Annotated in this window: 18 protein-coding genes, 3 pseudogenes and 1 riboswitch; of the genes and pseudogenes, 7 read left to right on the top strand and 14 right to left on the bottom strand. The window is 39.8% G+C overall.

Going from position 1 to position 17,582, the window contains the following annotated elements:
• Positions 1-53 precede the first annotated feature (53 nt).
• The 9 genes from BK574_RS20375 to BK574_RS20340 all read right to left on the bottom strand — a co-directional run bounded on the left by BK574_RS20375 (position 54) and on the right by BK574_RS20340 (position 9,181).
• Positions 54-488 carry a TIGR03826 family flagellar region protein gene (locus BK574_RS20375; RefSeq protein ID WP_338020607.1) on the bottom strand — a complete coding sequence of 145 codons (435 nt, stop codon included), beginning with the start codon at positions 486-488 and terminating at the stop codon, positions 54-56.
• A gap of 254 nt (positions 489-742) precedes the next feature.
• Positions 743-1,459 (bottom strand): ComF family protein, encoded by a 717-nt coding sequence (locus BK574_RS20370; protein WP_078429879.1) that lies wholly within the window; start codon positions 1,457-1,459, stop codon positions 743-745.
• Entirely contained in the window at positions 1,460-2,953 is a 1,494-nt protein-coding gene (locus tag BK574_RS20365) for an ATP-dependent helicase ComFA (protein WP_078429878.1), read from the bottom strand.
• A 279-nt stretch (positions 2,954-3,232) separates the two neighbouring features.
• Complete coding sequence (locus BK574_RS20360; protein WP_218970603.1) at positions 3,233-4,228, bottom strand: ankyrin repeat domain-containing protein; 996 nt, start codon at positions 4,226-4,228, stop codon at positions 3,233-3,235.
• An 849-nt stretch (positions 4,229-5,077) separates the two neighbouring features.
• Positions 5,078-5,206 (bottom strand): hypothetical protein, encoded by a 129-nt coding sequence (locus tag BK574_RS28920; RefSeq protein WP_274379180.1) that lies wholly within the window; start codon positions 5,204-5,206, stop codon positions 5,078-5,080.
• A gap of 47 nt (positions 5,207-5,253) precedes the next feature.
• Positions 5,254-5,344: riboswitch (cyclic di-GMP riboswitch) on the bottom strand.
• A gap of 147 nt (positions 5,345-5,491) precedes the next feature.
• Positions 5,492-6,346 carry a DegV family protein gene (locus tag BK574_RS20355; RefSeq protein WP_078429876.1) on the bottom strand — a complete coding sequence of 285 codons (855 nt, stop codon included), beginning with the start codon at positions 6,344-6,346 and terminating at the stop codon, positions 5,492-5,494.
• Positions 6,347-6,598: 252 nt separating this feature from the next.
• On the bottom strand, positions 6,599-6,904 hold the full coding sequence (locus BK574_RS20350; protein ID WP_078429875.1) for a hypothetical protein: 306 nt from the start codon (positions 6,902-6,904) through the stop codon (positions 6,599-6,601).
• A 320-nt stretch (positions 6,905-7,224) separates the two neighbouring features.
• Positions 7,225-7,932, bottom strand: coding sequence for a response regulator (locus BK574_RS20345; protein ID WP_078429874.1), 708 nt, complete (start codon positions 7,930-7,932; stop codon positions 7,225-7,227).
• 106 nt (positions 7,933-8,038) lie between these two features.
• On the bottom strand, positions 8,039-9,181 hold the full coding sequence (locus BK574_RS20340; RefSeq protein WP_075386915.1) for a sensor histidine kinase: 1,143 nt from the start codon (positions 9,179-9,181) through the stop codon (positions 8,039-8,041).
• Between the two features lie 228 nt (positions 9,182-9,409).
• Here BK574_RS20340 and BK574_RS20335 point away from each other — a divergent pair, with 228 nt between their 5' ends.
• The 3 genes and pseudogenes from BK574_RS20335 to BK574_RS29295 form a co-directional block, all read left to right on the top strand.
• Entirely contained in the window at positions 9,410-10,045 is a 636-nt protein-coding gene (locus BK574_RS20335) for a YigZ family protein (RefSeq protein WP_078429873.1), read from the top strand.
• Positions 10,046-10,551: 506 nt separating this feature from the next.
• Positions 10,552-10,776: pseudogene (locus tag BK574_RS29300) on the top strand (SH3 domain-containing protein); the annotation flags it as partial.
• 138 nt (positions 10,777-10,914) lie between these two features.
• Positions 10,915-11,268: pseudogene (locus BK574_RS29295) on the top strand (SH3 domain-containing protein); the annotation flags it as partial.
• Positions 11,269-11,306: 38 nt separating this feature from the next.
• On the opposite strand, the gene BK574_RS28540 reads toward BK574_RS29295, so the two are convergent.
• Entirely contained in the window at positions 11,307-11,474 is a 168-nt protein-coding gene (locus BK574_RS28540) for a hypothetical protein (protein WP_238458060.1), read from the bottom strand.
• Positions 11,475-11,553: 79 nt separating this feature from the next.
• Between BK574_RS28540 and BK574_RS28535 the strand changes: the two genes are divergently transcribed.
• Positions 11,554-12,705 (top strand): N-acetylmuramoyl-L-alanine amidase family protein, encoded by a 1,152-nt coding sequence (locus tag BK574_RS28535; protein ID WP_238458059.1) that lies wholly within the window; start codon positions 11,554-11,556, stop codon positions 12,703-12,705.
• Between the two features lie 202 nt (positions 12,706-12,907).
• On the opposite strand, the gene BK574_RS20325 is transcribed toward BK574_RS28535, so the two are convergent.
• Entirely contained in the window at positions 12,908-13,279 is a 372-nt protein-coding gene (locus tag BK574_RS20325) for a hypothetical protein (RefSeq protein WP_078429871.1), read from the bottom strand.
• 177 nt (positions 13,280-13,456) lie between these two features.
• Here BK574_RS20325 and BK574_RS20320 point away from each other — a divergent pair, with 177 nt between their 5' ends.
• The gene (locus BK574_RS20320) at positions 13,457-13,915 is read left to right on the top strand and encodes a hypothetical protein (RefSeq protein WP_078429870.1); all 459 of its coding nucleotides are present in this window, start codon (positions 13,457-13,459) and stop codon (positions 13,913-13,915) included.
• Positions 13,916-14,123: 208 nt separating this feature from the next.
• On the opposite strand, the gene BK574_RS27660 is transcribed toward BK574_RS20320, so the two are convergent.
• On the bottom strand, positions 14,124-14,261 hold the full coding sequence (locus BK574_RS27660) for a YwzD family small protein (RefSeq protein ID WP_158211708.1): 138 nt from the start codon (positions 14,259-14,261) through the stop codon (positions 14,124-14,126).
• A 15-nt stretch (positions 14,262-14,276) separates the two neighbouring features.
• Positions 14,277-15,083 carry an SGNH/GDSL hydrolase family protein gene (locus BK574_RS20315; protein ID WP_078429869.1) on the bottom strand — a complete coding sequence of 269 codons (807 nt, stop codon included), beginning with the start codon at positions 15,081-15,083 and terminating at the stop codon, positions 14,277-14,279.
• Positions 15,084-15,261: 178 nt separating this feature from the next.
• Here BK574_RS20315 and BK574_RS20310 point away from each other — a divergent pair, with 178 nt between their 5' ends.
• Both BK574_RS20310 and BK574_RS20305 read left to right on the top strand, forming a co-directional pair.
• On the top strand, positions 15,262-15,714 hold the full coding sequence (locus BK574_RS20310) for a VanZ family protein (protein WP_078429868.1): 453 nt from the start codon (positions 15,262-15,264) through the stop codon (positions 15,712-15,714).
• 46 nt (positions 15,715-15,760) lie between these two features.
• Positions 15,761-16,216, top strand: a complete 456-nt coding sequence (locus BK574_RS20305; RefSeq protein WP_078429867.1) for a hypothetical protein — start codon at positions 15,761-15,763, stop codon at positions 16,214-16,216.
• 575 nt (positions 16,217-16,791) lie between these two features.
• On the opposite strand, the pseudogene BK574_RS28530 reads toward BK574_RS20305, so the two are convergent.
• Positions 16,792-17,328: pseudogene (locus BK574_RS28530) on the bottom strand (N-acetylmuramoyl-L-alanine amidase).
• Positions 17,329-17,582: the final 254 nt, after the last annotated feature.

The following is a 17,582-nucleotide window of genomic DNA, read 5'->3' as shown; positions in this document are numbered from 1 at the left end:
TATCTAAATATCTCACGACTGTAGTATTGGCGAAAGTGCTTCTATGTGAAATACTACTTTCTTCTTACCTCATCGTTAAAAAGATGGTAGGTCATCCGAGTACTTTTTTCCTGTTTTTCATTTCGTTTCGCAATTTCCTTTTCCTTATTATGCTGATCAATACCCGTTCTTATGTTTGTATGGCAGCTTGTACAAATTCTTCCTTCGCGAATTATGGTTGCACACGCTTCACATGGATATCCTAGATTCGGAAATTGAGCTAACTGCAAACGCCCTTCACGGATAAAGCGAAAAATATAATCTTCACTTACCCCTGTACCTTCTACCACTTCTTTTATGTGTGCTTTCCGGTTTTCCTTTTTCCGTATAAATGTATAAACGGTCTGAAACATTTGATCGACTTCTTTATGACATTTATTACAAACCGACCGTAATGCTTTTACAAATAATTTGCCACATCGTGGGCAATTTTCCAAATTTTGCATCATAACGATTTCCCCTCACATCCCTAGTATATCCTAACCATTTCATAATGAATTACCATATACATCGGTTTCTGCACTATACAAGCGGTTCATTTAGGATACTTTGAGCTCATGTTAGTTGTCGTACATGGTTGACGAACGGCTTCGCTTCTTTTTCTCTATTTTATATATCGGCAAGTGTGATCGGATTTTTTAGTTTTTGTTTTTTCTAGCTGTGTTTCGTTTTTTATTTTGTGTTACGACCATTCTCAGTGCAACTACCCTCGCGCTATGGTCAACGCTGACACCGACTTCGCTCCACTGTCAATAAGAACCTTTGCGGCGTAACGTAACGTAGCCCCTGTTGTGTAAATATCATCGACGAGTAGAAGTTGTTGAGAAGTTATTTGAGCTTGAAAGCTCTTTACTAACGCAAACGGATTTTCTTTTCGATGGATACGCTCACTCCTTTTTTTCTTACTTTGCTTTTCTTCATGATGCCGACGTTCGAGGGCAAGGACAGGTTCCCCAATGAGCCATGCTAGTGCCTCTGCTTGATTAAAGCCACGTTCATATAGACGCTCCTCACTTAACGGAATGGGAACAAGAAGACGACCGTTGAAGTCACCTCGAAAATGAAATCGTAACTTCTCAGTAAACAATTGGGCCAGTGCATAATCTCCGCGATATTTGTACTGCGCCATCACGTCTTTTACAAACGCATTGTACGGATAAAGCGAACGATTTTTCATCAGCACACCGCGCCACTCTTCCGCTTGTTCCCACCTCATGCAGTCGCGGCACCTTTTCCCATCATGAAAATCACTCGCTAAATTTCGGAGCGACCTGTCGCATAACTGACAAAGAGGCTCGGCCAAGTGGTCTAACTTTGCGCGACACGACTCACAAAGCATGTCTTCCTTTTCTAGCCCCCAAAAGCTCGCCCAACTCGCCTGTGAACGATTCGGAGCAAAACAATACAAACAATTGGACATTTATGAAAAACCTCCTTCCTCGTTCATGCTCTCAATATGCCGTTTCGCCTCCACCATCGCCATCGTTTTTCCATAATGAAAGAAAATAATATCACCACTAGGATAATCTTTATGCCGACCGACGCGACCTGCGATTTGAACGAGCGCACTTTCGGTAAAAATCGCTTCTTCCGCACCGAGGACCGCAACATCAATATTAGGGACGGTCACTCCCCGTTCTAAAATGGTAGTTGTCACTAATAGTTGCAGCTCACCGCGGCGGAACTTTGCGACTTTTTCATGCCGCTTCTCATCTTCAGCATGAACACTTTCACTTGAAATTCCGAGATCCCTAACAATCGGTACGAGTTGCTGGCCAACTTCAATCGTCGGAACAAAAAGGAACATCTGCTTTTTTGACGTGAGGCGCTTCGTGAGCCAAAGTTGGAGCGGCTGTGGAAGACGCCTTTTCGCCAGCTTCTTTTTCCAGTTGCCGCACCATTGAAACTCGGGGACAGGGAGCGGATAGCCATGATACCGTTTCGGGACTTTTTGATGATGCAGTTTCTTTAATTCTTTGGAAGGAGTTGCCGTTAAAAACACCGTCACACCGTCTTCTTTTTGCGCTTTTTGGACAGCACAATGAAGGCTTTGATCGATTGAATACGGAAAGGCATCGACTTCATCAACAATAATGACATCGAAGTAATCACGATACCGAAGCAATTGATGGGTCGTGGAAAGGAAAAGTTGACCGTTTTTTCCTCGATCGTCACTGCCGCCATAAAGGGAGACAATCGCCGTGGTTGGAAAGGCCGCGATAAAACGAGGGGTTAATTCAGTAATAACGTCGGTACGCGGCGCCGCGAGTAAGACACGGCGTCCTCTGGCAAGTGCTTGAGCGATGCCTTGAAACAGCATCTCTGTTTTTCCAGCGCCACAAACCGCCCAAATGAGAAACGGTGTTTTCTTTTCAATCGCTTGTACGAGTTGATCTGATGCGACCGATTGCTCAGCTGATAATTGCCCGTCCCAAGCGAGGATCGGCTCAACGATCTTCACTGGCGGTAGTGGTCCAGCCCAGCGGATCAGTGGCGTACATTGCGACAGGCGTCCTAACATAATGCATTTTCGACAATACGTGCACATTTGGCGGCACCTGGCACAAACAAAAGCGAAAAAATATTCGGCTTCTTGATTGGCGCACCGCGAACAGTGCGGATATCCAGCGCGAAACTGAATTCCATACTCATACTGAATATAACCATTTTGATAATGATCATGAAGGACGTGAAGTGGATACGGAAGTTCATCCAATAGTAGCTCACGGCCTGCAAGGAAGGATTGTAGTTCTTTTGAAAAAGCAAATTGAGAATTGATTGGGGTTTCGGGAAGAGACGGAATCTGACGAATGGATATAGGAGGAGAGATGACGGTAGGGTCAACGAGGTCTTTCAATAACGGCTCAGGGGTGAGGTACTCTTTTCCTGCGACCGTTACAACAGCAAAACGCAAAATAGTCACCACCTAGTTTTATAATGTTAATATATTGATTCTCGATTTCGCTTTATATTCCTATTAAGAAGAGATGGAGTTTTTGTAAAGGTTTTGTATGGATGAAAAAAAGCCGCAGGATTGAGTCTTTGCGGCTAGGTGGGTTTGGTGTTGTTGTGGCATTTTCATTTTTAGGAGGGACGGAATTTCTAGTTTGTCCTTGATCCGGTTCAAGCCCCAGCCATATGTATGTGTAATACGTATGCTATGTATTTTGCTAAATAGTCATTTACTAATGAATTAATCTTCTAGTTTCCAAACAATGATCTTGTTTATTTCATTTGTTGAAGGGTCAAAAAAGAACCGAATGATGTTCCCGTTGCGTTGGAAATCGATGATATCCTCGAATTCCCGAAACGGTTGCCCCCAATACCCGATCACTTCATGGGTAAAAAAACGTTGGTCCATTTCTAAATTCAGCGTCATCGACGTAACATACCGCGGTTCATCGTCTGTTATCGTATAAAAATGCTGCCCATAAATATATGCTGTTTGCCCAACATCATAAATCACATCGTCCGGAAGTGGCCCTAACACACTCGTTACTCGGTCAACGGAGTCACCAATCTGAATTGCGCTTTCAGGATGGATCCCTAACTCTATCGAAATGAGATCAATACTAGGGTTAGACGGCCCAGCATTTTCTACATGTTTATCCGTTATATTGATTTCTGTTGTTGACACTGGTTCTGCGTGCACACCAGCATATGTTGTGGCGAGCTCCAACACATACGGATTTTGGTGCCACTGCGCCTCTCGCATATACGGCTCTGGATTGGCTCCTGCCGCTAAGGCGAGTTCAATTACCTCATACATTTCTGCTTGAATCATCGAGGAAATTGATGGGGCTAACGCAATCGGATCCGCTCCTGCAGCAAATAACGCCTGGAAAATTGGTAAGTTGTTAGGTTGTTCGATAATAGCTAGATCAAGTGGGGCAAACTGATAAACAAAATCTATCCTCGGATACGTCGTTTTTAAATTTACATCAGCATTATGATCCAGTAAAAAGTGTACCATGTCGAGATTTCCATCGGCGACAGCGTAATGGAGCGCTGGGAAATCACCTCGATTGTAGGAATTCGGATCGGCTCCCGTCTTCACTAAAAATTGAATCAGTCCCCATGCTTTGTTCGGTGCCAGTGTCGCAACGAGGCGATCTTTGTTTTGGTCATAACCTCCAAGCAAACCTAAAATAATAAAAATAATTAAGAACCATTTTAATACTTTTTTCATCATTTTCCTTCCTAGTCATCATGTTGAATTTTGTTTAGTCTCTACTCTACCATAGGAATGATAGATTTTGGGATTAATTCTAGAGTATTTCCAATCACAATGGAGCGATTGTAACGACTGACTCGCGCACTTGAACTATAGGATCACTCTTTAGACCCCGTTCAGCCTCTTCAACTACTCGTTGGGTTCTATGAAGGCTCTATAGTTACCGTTCTTGCTTTTTCTACTCCACTTTGGCACTATGAACGCCTCATAGTTACCGTTCTTGCTTTTCCACTTCCACTTTGGTAACTATGAACGCTCCATAGTTACCGTTCTTAGCTTTTTCAACTCCACTTTGGTAAATATGAACGCCTCATAGTTACCGTTCTTGCTTTTTCAGCTCCACTTTGGTAACTATGAACGCCTCATAGTTACCATTCTTGCTTTTTCTACTCCACTTTGGTCACTATGAACGCTTCATAGTTACCGTTCTCGCTTCTCCTACTTCACTTTGGTAACTATGAACGCTCCATAGTTACCGTTCTTGCTTTTTCTACTTCACTTTGGGCACTATGAACGCCTCATAGTTACCGTTCTTGCTTTTTCTACTCCACTTTGGGCACTATGAACGCCTCATAGTTACCGTTCTCGCTTCTCCTACTTCACTTTGGGCACTATGAACGCCTCATAGTTACCGTTCCATTGGTTCCTCCTATTCCTATAGGCTCTATGAAACAATTTTACTGGCTCGTTTCTAATTGGTTTACTCTTTTTTTAATACTATTATCTACAAAAATAAATTGCTGATGCTGCCCAATCGAACAAAAAAACTTCCGTACCTAAGCACGGAAGTTCGTTTATCAATGACTAAAGAGCAGCACCCAATAGTGCCACTAGAGCACCTACTAATACTGCCACTAATGGAATGACCACAAAATTAACCATCATTTTGTTACGTTTTTTCTTTTTTTGAATTTCTTCTGGTGTTAAATACACGTTCTAAACCTCCACTATTGTTTTTTCATCATACGGAGGACGATCAGTTCGGTAACTGGCTGGCATATTGAAAAGAACTTCAATGAAGCCCCTCTAGCTTTGCGTCATCATTTTTCAATGATTTTGCCCTTTTCGTATGATACATTTTCTATATCGACATTATACGACAAATGTTTAATGAATTTATATAAATTTTTATTAAATTTTCCAATCAGCGCAAAAATCCTACATTCTTTTAGTCAAAAAAATAGCCAAACACCGTAATGGTGCTTAGCTATGACCATACTACTCATTTTTCACAAACCAACTTACCCCTAAACTTCCTTCCCCTAAATGCGTACCGATAACAGGACCAAAATAACTGATTGTCACTTCCGCTTGAGTGTATTTGGATTTAAGTTCATCCGCGATCGATTCTGCGTCATTTAAACGGTTGGAATGTATGACAGTAATTTTCGCTGAGTGTTGACCAGCGACTTCCTCAGCCAACAAATTATAAATGCGTTGAAGTGCCTTTTTCTCCGTGCGAACTTTTTCAAACGGTTGAATTTTACCATCCACAAAATGAAGAACAGGCTTGATCTTCAACAAGCTTCCGACAAAAAGCTGTGCAGTGTTTAGTCGACCACCGCGATGAAGATGGTTCAAATCATCGACCATAAAATAGGCGTTAACCTGATCTCGCATGATTTCAAGGGTGGCTATGATTTCTTCTATATTTTTTCCAGCTTTCGCAAGTTCGGCCGCTTCAAGTACAAAGTAGCCTTGCGGAGAACAACTGATTTTTGAATCAAAACCTTTTACAGTAAAATCGTCTACCATGTCCACAGCACTCATAGCCGACTGATATGTACCGCTAATATCACTCGATAACGTTATACAAATGGCCGCTTCGTAGCCATCCTGCTTTAGTTGTTCAAATAACTCAACAAAAAGACCAATCGCTGGCTGAGATGTTGTCGGTAATTTCTCAGTCGTTTTCATGCGTTCGTAAAACTGGCTAGCTGTAATTTCGACTTCTTCTTGGATCGATTCCTCCCCAAACACAACGTTTAGCGGAACCATTTTGATATTGTTTTGTTCACGAACTTCTTCTGGCAAATAAGCAGTACTGTCTGTAACGATAGCAATTTTACTCAAGAAAATAACCTCTCTCTTTAAAAGTATTGATTATGTATACGTTATTCAATTTATTTTAAAATAGCAAATAATCCACAGACTTACTTCGACAAACTATTCATTAAATCCTGCTATTGACTAGTTCAAGATTAAGGTAATTTCCTGTTCAAATATCTTGTCCTTTACAATGTATGCAACGTTTTCAGTAACCATATCTATGAGCAAAACAGCGTAATATAACTTGATATCTTTAATACTGGATGTCGTTTTATATTAGCTTGTAAAAGGAAAATACTCTTTTGAACCAATTCCACGCTCATACCTTCTTTTTAAATAATTAACTTCCAGCTCCAATTGCTGTACAGGATCTATCTTTGTTTTGATCCCCAGTTGATTTGCAATCTCGTCATTGTAATGAAAGGTAAACTTAGTCGGGCCTACGAAATAGACAACGATGAAGTCTTTCATATCCCCGTTCCATGTAAATCGGTCGATCTTTAACGTTCTTGAAGAATATTCAGGTACGATCTCAATGCTTTTAAAGATACCATCAATCTTTTTCTGAGTGTCTCTATTCATATTATCCCCCATTTTACATAGTAGTTCTATTAATTGTTTGTTTATATTAGAAACTCGAGCATATGGCGACTGTTTCTCCTAACTTCCCCTTGTACGGGAACTATCCACTCTCTTGCGTTCCTGTTTTCTCCTAATCTCCCCTTGTACGGGAGCTATTTACTCTCTTGCGTTCCCACTTTCTTCTATTCTCCTACAGAACTAACCCTAATTGAGCTCCTACCCTTAAACTCATCCGTCCTATTCTATCACAAACAAAAAAGGCAACCCTGCACCTACTGGCAAAGTTACCTTTTCGCTAACAAATATCTACTATTGAATAATTAACGCACCATGACCCAGCCATTTTTAATCGCTTCTACAACAGCTTGCGTTCGGTCGTTTACACTCATTTTTTGTAAGATATTACTTACATGGTTTTTGACGGTTTTCTCACTAATAAATAGCGCTTCACCGATCATTCGGTTGCTGTAGCCGTCTGTCATTAATTGAAGGACTTCACATTCACGACGTGTTAAAATATGAAGCGGCTTGCGGTATTCGACTTCACGGAAGCCAATTTCAGACGCATCATTTTCACCTTCATTCGCCAGGCGACGATAATCTTTGATTAGATTATGAGTCACTTTCGGATGAATATACGCGCCTCCTTCGCCAACGACTCTCACTGCTTGAATGAGTGCATCTGCATCCATTTCTTTTAATAGATATCCAGCAGCTCCCGTTTTTAAAACGTGCGTCACATACGATTCGTCATCATGAATCGATAAGATCAACACTTTTACATCGGGATACTTTTGAATGAGTTCACGAGTAGCCTCCATCCCATTCACTTTCGGCATATTAATATCCATTAAAATTACATCAGGCTGGTGTTCTTCAACCAAAGCTAAAGCTTGTTCCCCATCTTCACCTTCTGCGACGATATCAAAATTATCTTCCATAGCTAAAATACGTTTTACACCTTCACGAAAAAGTTGGTGATCATCGATGATGACAATACGTATTAGTTTTTCTGTTTTTACATTCATTGGTTTCACCTCTCATAAACGTTAACTGCTTTAATTTTAATTTCAATTTTAATTTCAATTTTAATTTTAATTTCTTGTTTTCATTATTCGTAACATGTTCAACTAATTATACAGGGACTTCGATCAAAATCGCTGTGCCTATATTGAGTTTTGATTGTATCGTTATTCCGCCTTTAAGCATATTGACTCGTTCTTTCATTCCAAGTAATCCAAAGGACCCTTCTTTTTTGATCGATTGATCAAAGCCTTTCCCGTCGTCCTTAATTATAATTATAACTTTGTTTACTTTAATTTCAATTTTTACTTGGACCTCTTTTGGGTCTGCATGTTTATGGGCATTTTGTACTGCTTCTTGAACCAATCGAAAAAGCGCGACTTCGAGCCTTGGATGTAATCGGCGTTCTTTACCTAGACTTTTAAATCTTATAACAATACCTGTGTGTTCTTCAAATGTACTTAGGTATTTAGTTAGGGTTGGGATTAAACCTAAATCATCCAGTGCCATTGGTCTCAAATCATAAATAATTCGTCGTACTTCAGATAAGGATGACCTCACCATCTGTCGTAAATCTTTTATTTCTTTTAGCGCAGCATCTATACCTTTATCTTGATATGTTCTTTCAATTAAATCTGAGCGAAGCATTACGTTGGCAAGCATTTGGGCTGGTCCATCATGAATTTCCCGCGAAAGTCGTCTTCGTTCTTCTTCTTGCGCTTCTATAATTTTCAAACCGAACTCTTGTTTTTCTTTTGCTTCCTCTAATTTTTCACCTAACTGTTGAATGTCACTTGATAAGAAGTTATATACAACTGACATCTGCCCCACTAGCCGTTCCGCTCGTTCGACAGTTTCCTTCAATGAAATTAATCGCCGTTCGATCGAGTCTCGCTTTTCCCGCAAACGCATTTCCTCTTGTTGTAACACCGCAAGCTGAACTTGAAATTCATTTGCCGTCTCATAAGCGGCTTTCACTTCATCTTTACTATATTTATTAAAATTTTTACTCACTTCAGCAAGACGGTTTCTGGAAAAACGTGCGTGTAACTGCGTACGATCATTTTCTTCGATCACTTTTGCAACCTTCAAACGAATCTCTCTCAGTTCTTCATTTAAGATCGAAAATTCCTTTCGTGATTGTTCACCAATTCGAAAGACTTGTTCCCGACTTTCATCGACGGTTTCCATCGTTTTTTTTATAATAACCTCTAATTCTGCTGATTGTGCCAATGCGCCCACCAACCTTACCATGATCCTTCTATCTTTTTTAGGAGTAGATATAATCTATCAACTATAACTGACACAAATAGGTTTCTACTATCTATGATCATTTTACCATAACTCGGCGGATAACAAGGACAAAATTAGCATAACATTCTTTTATTACAGTACTGTTTCGAACATGTGTAAAACTGTGGTATGATTTTAAGACAATTTATACCAAATAACCACGTATCTTAGCATATTTTGGAGGTTTCTATGTTACTTTCATACCGAACCGTTAAAAGCTACGGCGAACACGAAATCAATATTCAACGTTCTCGATTTATTACCTACGTAGACCGAGCAACAACAGAAGAAAAAGCTCAACAATTCATTGAAAAAATAAAGAAAAAACATTGGAACGCCACGCACAACTGCTCGGCTTATCTCATTGGTGAAAATGATGAAATTCAAAAAGCAAATGATGACGGGGAACCAAGTGGGACCGCTGGCGTTCCGATGTTAGAAGTATTGAAAAAGAGAGGCTTGAAAGATACCGTCGTTGTTGTTACTCGTTACTTTGGCGGAATCAAACTTGGAGCAGGCGGCTTAATTCGCGCGTACGGCAGCGCCACAAGTGAAGGCCTAAACGCCACTGGAATCGTCGAGTGTACCCTTATGCAAATTGTTCATACAACGATCGACTATCATTGGCTCGGAAAAGTCGAAAATGAACTGCGTCATTCGCCTTATCATTTAAAAGAAATTCACTATTTAGAACAAGTTGAAATTGAGACGTACGTTGAAAAGCAACAAACCGACCTATTCATTGACTGGATGAAAAATTTAACGAGCGGCCAAGCCGTAATTACGACAGGAGAAGTCGAATATTTAGAACAAGATCATGACTAAAGTAACTATCGTTCGACAATATCTTTACGGAATTTGTCTCATGCGATAAAATTATTATTATGCCTATATATTCCTGCATAACTACTATTTACTAGTAACACCATACCTTCCATCAGTCATTAGGTCTATTTTTGTACCTATATTGATGAAACATAACAGAATTTCGGAATATTCCCTCAATTTATCTACTGTTATTCGGGGGATACGTCCTGAAATTCCGCATTACTCTACTATTGGAAAGGAGGTCTGGGAGTGAAAGACGTGAAATGGGGATCACCTATAAGTATTGCCTGCATCGGAATCTTTTTCGGTGGATTAGGTATTTTTCTAGATACGATTTGGAAATATTTTTTAAGTTTCGGATAATGCTAGATTAGTGTTAAAAAGGAGGGCAAAAAGTGCCAAGAAGTTCAATATATCGAACACCCCACAACAAGATCTCTCACCATTTCGCCGCACTTTTAAAACCTCTCATATAAAAATATTATAGGAACGAGGAATAATTTATGGTGAGAAGTAAATGGGCGATCGTGTGTTTATGTGTTATTCTTCTTTCTAGTTTTTACGTCGGTTACGATAAACATACGAGTGCAAATCAAAGTCAAATTGTTGCAACAGGGTCGGTTCAAGCAAGTTCTCTGAACGTGAGACAAACTCCATCTACAACTGGGACTCGCGTCGGAAGTCTTTCGCGTGGTGCGACCGTTTCCATCTATGAAACGAACGTCAATGGCAGTTGGCTCAAGATTAAAATGAATAATCAGTGGGCTTATGTACATAGTGATTATGTAAGGGTCACTCCAGTTAGTAATTCATCTAGCAACTCTAGTAGCAGCATAGGGCCTGTTATTGCAACTGGAACGGTTAACGTGAACTCACTCAATGTCAGACAATCACCATCCACGACTGCAGCTCGAGTTTCTAGTCTTTCACGTGGTGCAAAGGTCTCAATCTATGAAACTGGCATTAGCGGAAACTGGCTCAAAATTAGAGTGAACAACCAGTGGGCGTACGTGCACGGCGAATACATAACCGTCTCTAATAATAGTAACCAGAATAGCAACAACTCAAACAATAATAGTAGCAACTCAGGTTCGGTCATTGCAACAGGAACGGTCAATGTCAACTCGTTGAATGTCCGACAAACCGCTTCCACAACTGGAACTCGCGTCGGCAGTCTCACGCGCGGCGCTTCGGTTTCCATTTACGAACGAAACGTCAACGGTAATTGGTTGAAAATTAAGATGAACAATCAGTGGGCTTATGTACATAGCGACTTTGTCACAATCAGCTCCAATTCAAACAACCAAAACAATAGCGGTTCATCTTCAAATAATAACAGCAGTAATAATTCAAACACAGTAATTGCAACGGGAACCGTCAATGTCAATTCACTTAATGTCCGGCAGACCGCATCGACATCTGGCACTCGCGTCGGCAGTCTTGCACGAGGCGCTACAGTTTCGATTTACGAACGAAATGTTAATGGGAACTGGCTCAAAATTAAGATGAACAATCAATGGGCCTACGTTCACGGAGATTATGTAACGGTTACGACAAGTAACAATAATCAAAACAATAGTGGTTCATCAAATAATAATAATAGCTCTAATACTGTCATTGCAACTGGTACCGTCAATGTGAATTTACTTAATGTGCGGCAAACCGCTTCCACAACTGGGACTCGTGTAGGCAGTCTTTCTCAAGGTGCTTCGGTTTCCATCTTTGAAACAAACGTCAATGGCAACTGGCTCAAAATTAAGCTCAATAACCAATGGGCTTACGTTCACAGCGATTATGTAACGGTAAAGTCAAACAACCCAAACAACAGTGGTTCAAACAACAATAATAACTCCAATACCATCGTTGCAACTGGAACGGTTAATGTTAGTTCGTTGAATGTTCGTCAAACTGCATCAACTTCTGGCACTCGGGTTGGGAGTCTATTAAGAGGAGCTACAATATCCATTTACGAGCGTAACGTCAATGGTAACTGGCTCAAAATTAAGTACAACAACCAATGGGCGTATGTTCATGGCGATCATGTTACCGTCACCTTGGGTAACAATAGCCAAAACAGTAGCGGATCCACAAATAATTCTGTTCCAGCAAATGCACTAGCAGGTAAAACGATTGTTATTGATCCAGGGCATGGAGGTAGTGATCCAGGTGCGGTTGGAAACGGGCTGTTAGAAAAAGACGTTGTTCTTCGCGTATCACTTGCTCTTCGCGACAAATTACAAGCGGCTGGAGCTAAAGTGGTCATGACGCGAACGACAGATACATTTGTATCGGTGAACAATCGTTATCAAGTTGCCAACAGCTCAGGCGCTCACTCATTTGTCAGCATTCACACGAATTCACTAGCGAATTCAACTGCGCACGGTACTGAAACGTTTTGGAATCGTACAAATCAACACGCGGAAAGTCAGAAACTCGCACAAGTAGCACAAAAGCATTTAATCCAAAGCTTGAATACGCGTGACCGCGGGGTTAAAGAAGGTAGCTTTGCAGTTGTTCGGTACACATCGATGCCGAGCATCCTCGTAGAATTAGGGTTTATTACCAATCGAAGCGATGCGCAAATGATGAAAACAGATAAATTCTATAACGATGCTTCAGATGCCTTGTTAAAGGCGTTAGTCGAGTTTCATAAATAAGTATTTTTCAATTAACCAGTGATTTTTTTTTGAAGAAATCACTGGTTTTTTATGAACGAGAGTTAATTCACAAATCCTATCTATTTTTCTCTCGCTCACGGGCTTCATTCCTCAAAGTCCCATTTCCAACGAACTATAAATAAGAGCCAACATGAAATGTTGACCCTCTCCTAAATGATTACTTATTAATCGCCATATTTACTTAATAATACGGATAATAAGGGTAAGGATATGGATATGGGTACACTGGTGGTGGAACGATGTAAGGTAATAAGGCCAATGCAGCTAAGCTAGCAAGGGGAAACTGACGACGGCGAAAGCGTCTGAAACGTCTTCCAGGAAATCCATAGCCATAAGGAGCAAACTGGCGATCATACGAATCGCTCTCCTCATCCCTTTCCATCACATCTTCACCTACTAACACCGAAACTTGATCATTTCCAACATTGTCAATGATTCCGTCAAATGTGCTTCCGTCATTCATCGTTAATGTAACATGATAGTACATTAACCTTTGACATTCATCATGTAAAGAGTGCGAGGGGTTGTAATAATCGTGTCTTTCTGATGTCATTTTTTATACCATCTCCCTTCAACTACATGATATTCATTCATTTAATATAACATTCCATATTATATGCAAAGTAAAGAATACATAAGTCATCAGATGAAGGCTTCAAATTTGTCCATACTAATTCATCTAATCGCTGAATAAGATGAACTATACATCACCTAGACAAGGAGTTTTTGTATGCTTAAAAGAAAACAACTCCCACCGCAACTACTACTTATCGTTGCTGTTGCAGGATTAGCCTTCATCGTCCTCCTTCTATGGCCATCTCAAGCAAACCAGGCTACAAAAGTCGTCAATGAATTTTATAAATTAGAACAACAAGGTCGGTTTTCTTCGTCATGGGAACTGCTGCATCCAGAAATTCAAGGACGGTTCCCAAAGCCAAGCTATATCCAAGACCGCGCGCATGTGTTTATGAGTCATTTTGGTGCTGATTCGTTTACCTACTCTTTAAGTTCACCAAACAAAAAAAGAAAATGGAAAATCACAAACGATGCCGAGCCGATGGACACGGTTTATAACGTAACTGTGACAAAATCTTATCGTGGGAAATACGGAAAGTTTTACTTTAAACAAGAAGTATATGTTGCTAAAGAGGAACGCGAGTGGAAAATTATGTGGGATTATAAGGATTGATCGATCACATCATAAAATCACCAGTTTTGTCATAGATTACGGTTCGCCTGCCCCTACATTACTATGCTTATACTGTTTTTTATGTTAGTTTTTGGCAATGTAAGGGAGAGTGTCTAGGTTAAAACAACGCTCAATTACATAAATATAAACTCCTAAACTATACAAAAGCTACCATCCGCCCTTACGCGATCTGGTAGCTTCTTCAGCGTTATTTTCCAGGGCTCTCAATGAGTATACGTAGATGTTGCTCAATATCATTCATCAGGTCTTTTAACTCAGTGCCATCTTTTTCACCCTTATTATAGGCATCTAACAAAATATCAAGTAACGGATTTGGCTTCGACATTATAAATCTCCTAGTTTAATTTTTTCCTGTAAAAAATTGAATGACTGCACTCGCCCAAACTTCATGTCCCCTTTGATTTGGACGTGAATCCTCAATGTAGTCATTAATTTCTTCATCTGTAACATCAGGCCACACTTCCCAGTGATCTAGATATGTGTAGCCACTTTCTTCCGCATATGCTTTTAACTCATTTACCTGTTGCAAATAATAATTTGGTCGATAAATAGGATTCGGTGGCTGGATAACAACGAAAACATCAGGCGATGTTGCCTCTATGTCAGTAAGAATCGTCGTAACATTCGGTAATGTTATATTCATTGTCGCATTCCCGTTATCATTGAAGATAAGCGGTTCGAAAATTAACACATCTGGTTGAAAGTCAACTACTTCACTATGTAAACCAGCCTCTAGCACTTGGTGTGTTGTCCGATTTCCGACCTCAAATATAGTAACATCTAAAATGTGTTCACCGAAAGTATCATTTAATTCCTGTACTAGTAAATCTACCCAAGGCGTTTCACTATCATCCTCAACAGCCATTGCATTTGACCCAAACAAAGCAACTCGTAAACGTTGATTATTTTCTACTGCTGCCATTAGCTTTTGTTTTAACTCTGGGTTTAACCCTTCCATAGACTCAATATCTGTTGCATGACTAATATTACTAACTGGTTGATTACTAGTCTGTAAACTTGTAGCTATATTCTTTTCGGTACTCGCATCTTGAGCAATCTCATTCAACTTTTGATCATATTGTATTTTTCCAAATACTAAAAGTCCTACACAAAGTAAGATCGACAAAACAAATATAATATTTTTCATATAAAACTCCTCACTCAATATTCCACTATTTATTATATAGATTTTCCTGCCATTCGTATATAATTTTTGGGACTTTTTATCAAAAATTCGGGTAATTTGACTTTATTCCCTACGTAACAGGTATGTATTTATAAATTACTGTCGACACTATGAATAAAAACACGAAAGCTGGAACAGAATGTATATTTTATTACTTGTCATGTGGATTTATTTATTAATCATTCTCACATGCACAAAAAATTTTACTAGTATAATGCGGGGAGAACCTGTCCAATTTCAAGTGACAACAGAACCAACCTTTGGTCAATTTTTTGATATCGCGATCTATGCGAATCCTAGTCTGCCATTTATTTTGCAAAAAGCAGGCCATTTTATCTGCTTTTTCATTCTTGCCTTACTACTCATTCAAGTTTGTAAAAACATTCAACTTTCACTGGTGATCGGACTTTTATTTGCAGCTGGAACTGAGCTCGCTCAACCTTTTTTCTATCGAGAAGGTTTATTCATCGACTTGATGATCAATAGTCTAGGAATCCTTTCCTATACTCTACTTTATTACATTTGTGACAAGTGGATAGCTGCTGTTTCAATAACGGACGAGACACCAAAAACACGAAGTCGAATCGTTTAAAATACTTAATAATCAATAATCAATACATAATTTGAGGTGAATATCATTGCTACGCTTAATTCTTTTTGCTTTCATTGCCTTCTTTATATTAACAGGAACAAACTTTGGGAAAAGCTTAATGGCCGAACATCAGTTTTTTGAAGAAGATAAACTCCTTCCAGAAAAATGGATCGGAAATGGAACAGTTGAAGAACAAAACCTACATAGAACTTCAGTACCTCAACCCAAACTCACTCCTGATCCAACTGTAGAAGAGGCCCCAATAAAAGAGCAAGACGATCCAACACTATCAAAAGATGACGCTATCACAAAAGTACTAAACGAATTTTCGTTAACAGAGTTGTTAGCCTACGTTGAACAAGTGAAAAGTGGAATTACTGCAGAGGACCTCGCGGAGATAAAAGAAACGGTCAAGGATCGATTTTCTACTGAAGACTACGAAACGTTAAAACAAATCGGAAAAAATGAATTTAATAAGATATTCGGTCCTTCTGAAGATTGAATAAAAACACTAGTCTTTAACATGCGAGCACCCAGCATTGAGTGCTTTTTTACAAAAAGGGAAGTTTAACGAATCGGTTGCATACGTATTGAAATAATACGGGGAACGATTGACAAAAGGGGAACCAGTTCCGTTCGATTGACTCGTTCGCATAGCCTAAAGCGATCTGGACTATGTACTTCTGATTATAAACCCGTTCAAGGCACTCACAATGATTAAAGCGGCATTTCGCGTTCTACCTATGAACCAATGCTTCGCAAGAATAATTCCCCCCACTTTTTGAAAAACTAATCATGGTGATTGCTATGAAAAAAATATTTAGCGAAAATTGGGTGTTTTTCATCGTATTAGCTTATATTATGCTTGGCGGCGGTATTGCACTAGGATTAACGATCTTTGATGTATTTTTTCGTTAAGTGAGTTTGTGAAAGCCTTTTGATACCTCTTATTAACCATATTCCCCACTTTATTGGATAAATAGTGAATCTATAACTACAGTAAATTTCACACTCATATAAAGAATAAACCGACTACTCACAGAAGGTAGTCGGTTTATTCTTTTTGTTGTTGTTCTATTAAAACCCAATCCGCGACCAGTTAAATAAGGACCCTGGATCCATTTTTCGATCTGGTGCGTACTCATCGTGTCCGATGACATGATTTCGACTTTTTGATATGGTGGGATAGCGTATGTAAATATCGTCCAATAAAGAATTCACCGCTTTGTATTGAGCTGACGTGTATCCGATATCGTCAGAAGCTATTTAGTCGTACGGAAACCCTGGAATCATCGCTACCATTTCTTTACGTGTTCCGATCGCCAGAAGTTCAATACCGATCGAATAATCATTCATGTTATCCTTATATTGTGGGTAACCAGAAATGTTTCCACTCCCCGCATGAAAAGCAACCCGACCTTCTCCCACAAAGCGATAAATATGCCCTTTCCGATCAATAACATAATGCGCTGAAACCCCGTAATCGGTAAAGATCGATCGGATATCGTTCATATTAAATGGATCGTCAGGTTGATTCACCCCATTACTCATAAAGTGAAGCATCACATGGGTAACGTCCGTCGTACGCGGTCTTGAATTTTCTAACGGGAGCATTAAATCCGTTGTTGCCACTCCTGGGTCCCACGAAACAGGCTTGTTCACTTTCGTGGCCGTCTCAGCAGCAATTTGCGTTAATGAGGTTTCCTTCTTTTCCTGTTGTTTTTCCCTAACTACCGTTTCCCTTGTGGTATCGTCCGTCTGACAAGCTGTAACGATAAATAACAAAAAGAGCAATACTGTCGTCGCCTTTAATATTCGGTAAGTACTGACTAAACAACTTCTTTCCCCCTACAAATGATCACAACACA

This window comes from Alkalihalobacterium alkalinitrilicum, assembly GCF_002019605.1.
In the GTDB taxonomy this organism is placed as follows: domain Bacteria; phylum Bacillota; class Bacilli; order Bacillales; family Bacillaceae_F; genus Alkalihalobacterium; species Alkalihalobacterium alkalinitrilicum.
The sequence above is the reverse complement of the archived record's forward strand: the minus strand, read 5'-3'. Positions and strand labels throughout refer to the sequence as shown.

Excerpts from the sequence above, each read along its gene's own strand:
- BK574_RS20370 (WP_078429879.1), bottom strand. The coding sequence starts at position 1,459 with ATGTCCAATTGTTTGTATTGTTTTGCTCCGAATCGTTCACAGGCGAGT.
- BK574_RS28535 (WP_238458059.1), top strand. The coding sequence starts at position 11,554 with ATGAACAATCAATGGGCCTACGTTCACGGAGATTATGTAACGGTTACG.
- BK574_RS20340 (WP_075386915.1), bottom strand. The coding sequence starts at position 9,181 with ATGGTAAGGTTGGTGGGCGCATTGGCACAATCAGCAGAATTAGAGGTT.
- BK574_RS20375 (WP_338020607.1), bottom strand. The coding sequence starts at position 488 with ATGATGCAAAATTTGGAAAATTGCCCACGATGTGGCAAATTATTTGTA.
- BK574_RS20335 (WP_078429873.1), top strand. The coding sequence starts at position 9,410 with ATGTTACTTTCATACCGAACCGTTAAAAGCTACGGCGAACACGAAATC.
- BK574_RS20360 (WP_218970603.1), bottom strand. The coding sequence starts at position 4,228 with ATGAAAAAAGTATTAAAATGGTTCTTAATTATTTTTATTATTTTAGGT.
- BK574_RS20350 (WP_078429875.1), bottom strand. The coding sequence starts at position 6,904 with ATGAATAGAGACACTCAGAAAAAGATTGATGGTATCTTTAAAAGCATT.
- BK574_RS20315 (WP_078429869.1), bottom strand. The coding sequence starts at position 15,083 with ATGAAAAATATTATATTTGTTTTGTCGATCTTACTTTGTGTAGGACTT.
- BK574_RS20325 (WP_078429871.1), bottom strand. The coding sequence starts at position 13,279 with ATGACATCAGAAAGACACGATTATTACAACCCCTCGCACTCTTTACAT.
- BK574_RS27660 (WP_158211708.1), bottom strand. The coding sequence starts at position 14,261 with ATGTCGAAGCCAAATCCGTTACTTGATATTTTGTTAGATGCCTATAAT.
- BK574_RS20310 (WP_078429868.1), top strand. The coding sequence starts at position 15,262 with ATGTATATTTTATTACTTGTCATGTGGATTTATTTATTAATCATTCTC.
- BK574_RS20345 (WP_078429874.1), bottom strand. The coding sequence starts at position 7,932 with ATGAATGTAAAAACAGAAAAACTAATACGTATTGTCATCATCGATGAT.
- BK574_RS20320 (WP_078429870.1), top strand. The coding sequence starts at position 13,457 with ATGCTTAAAAGAAAACAACTCCCACCGCAACTACTACTTATCGTTGCT.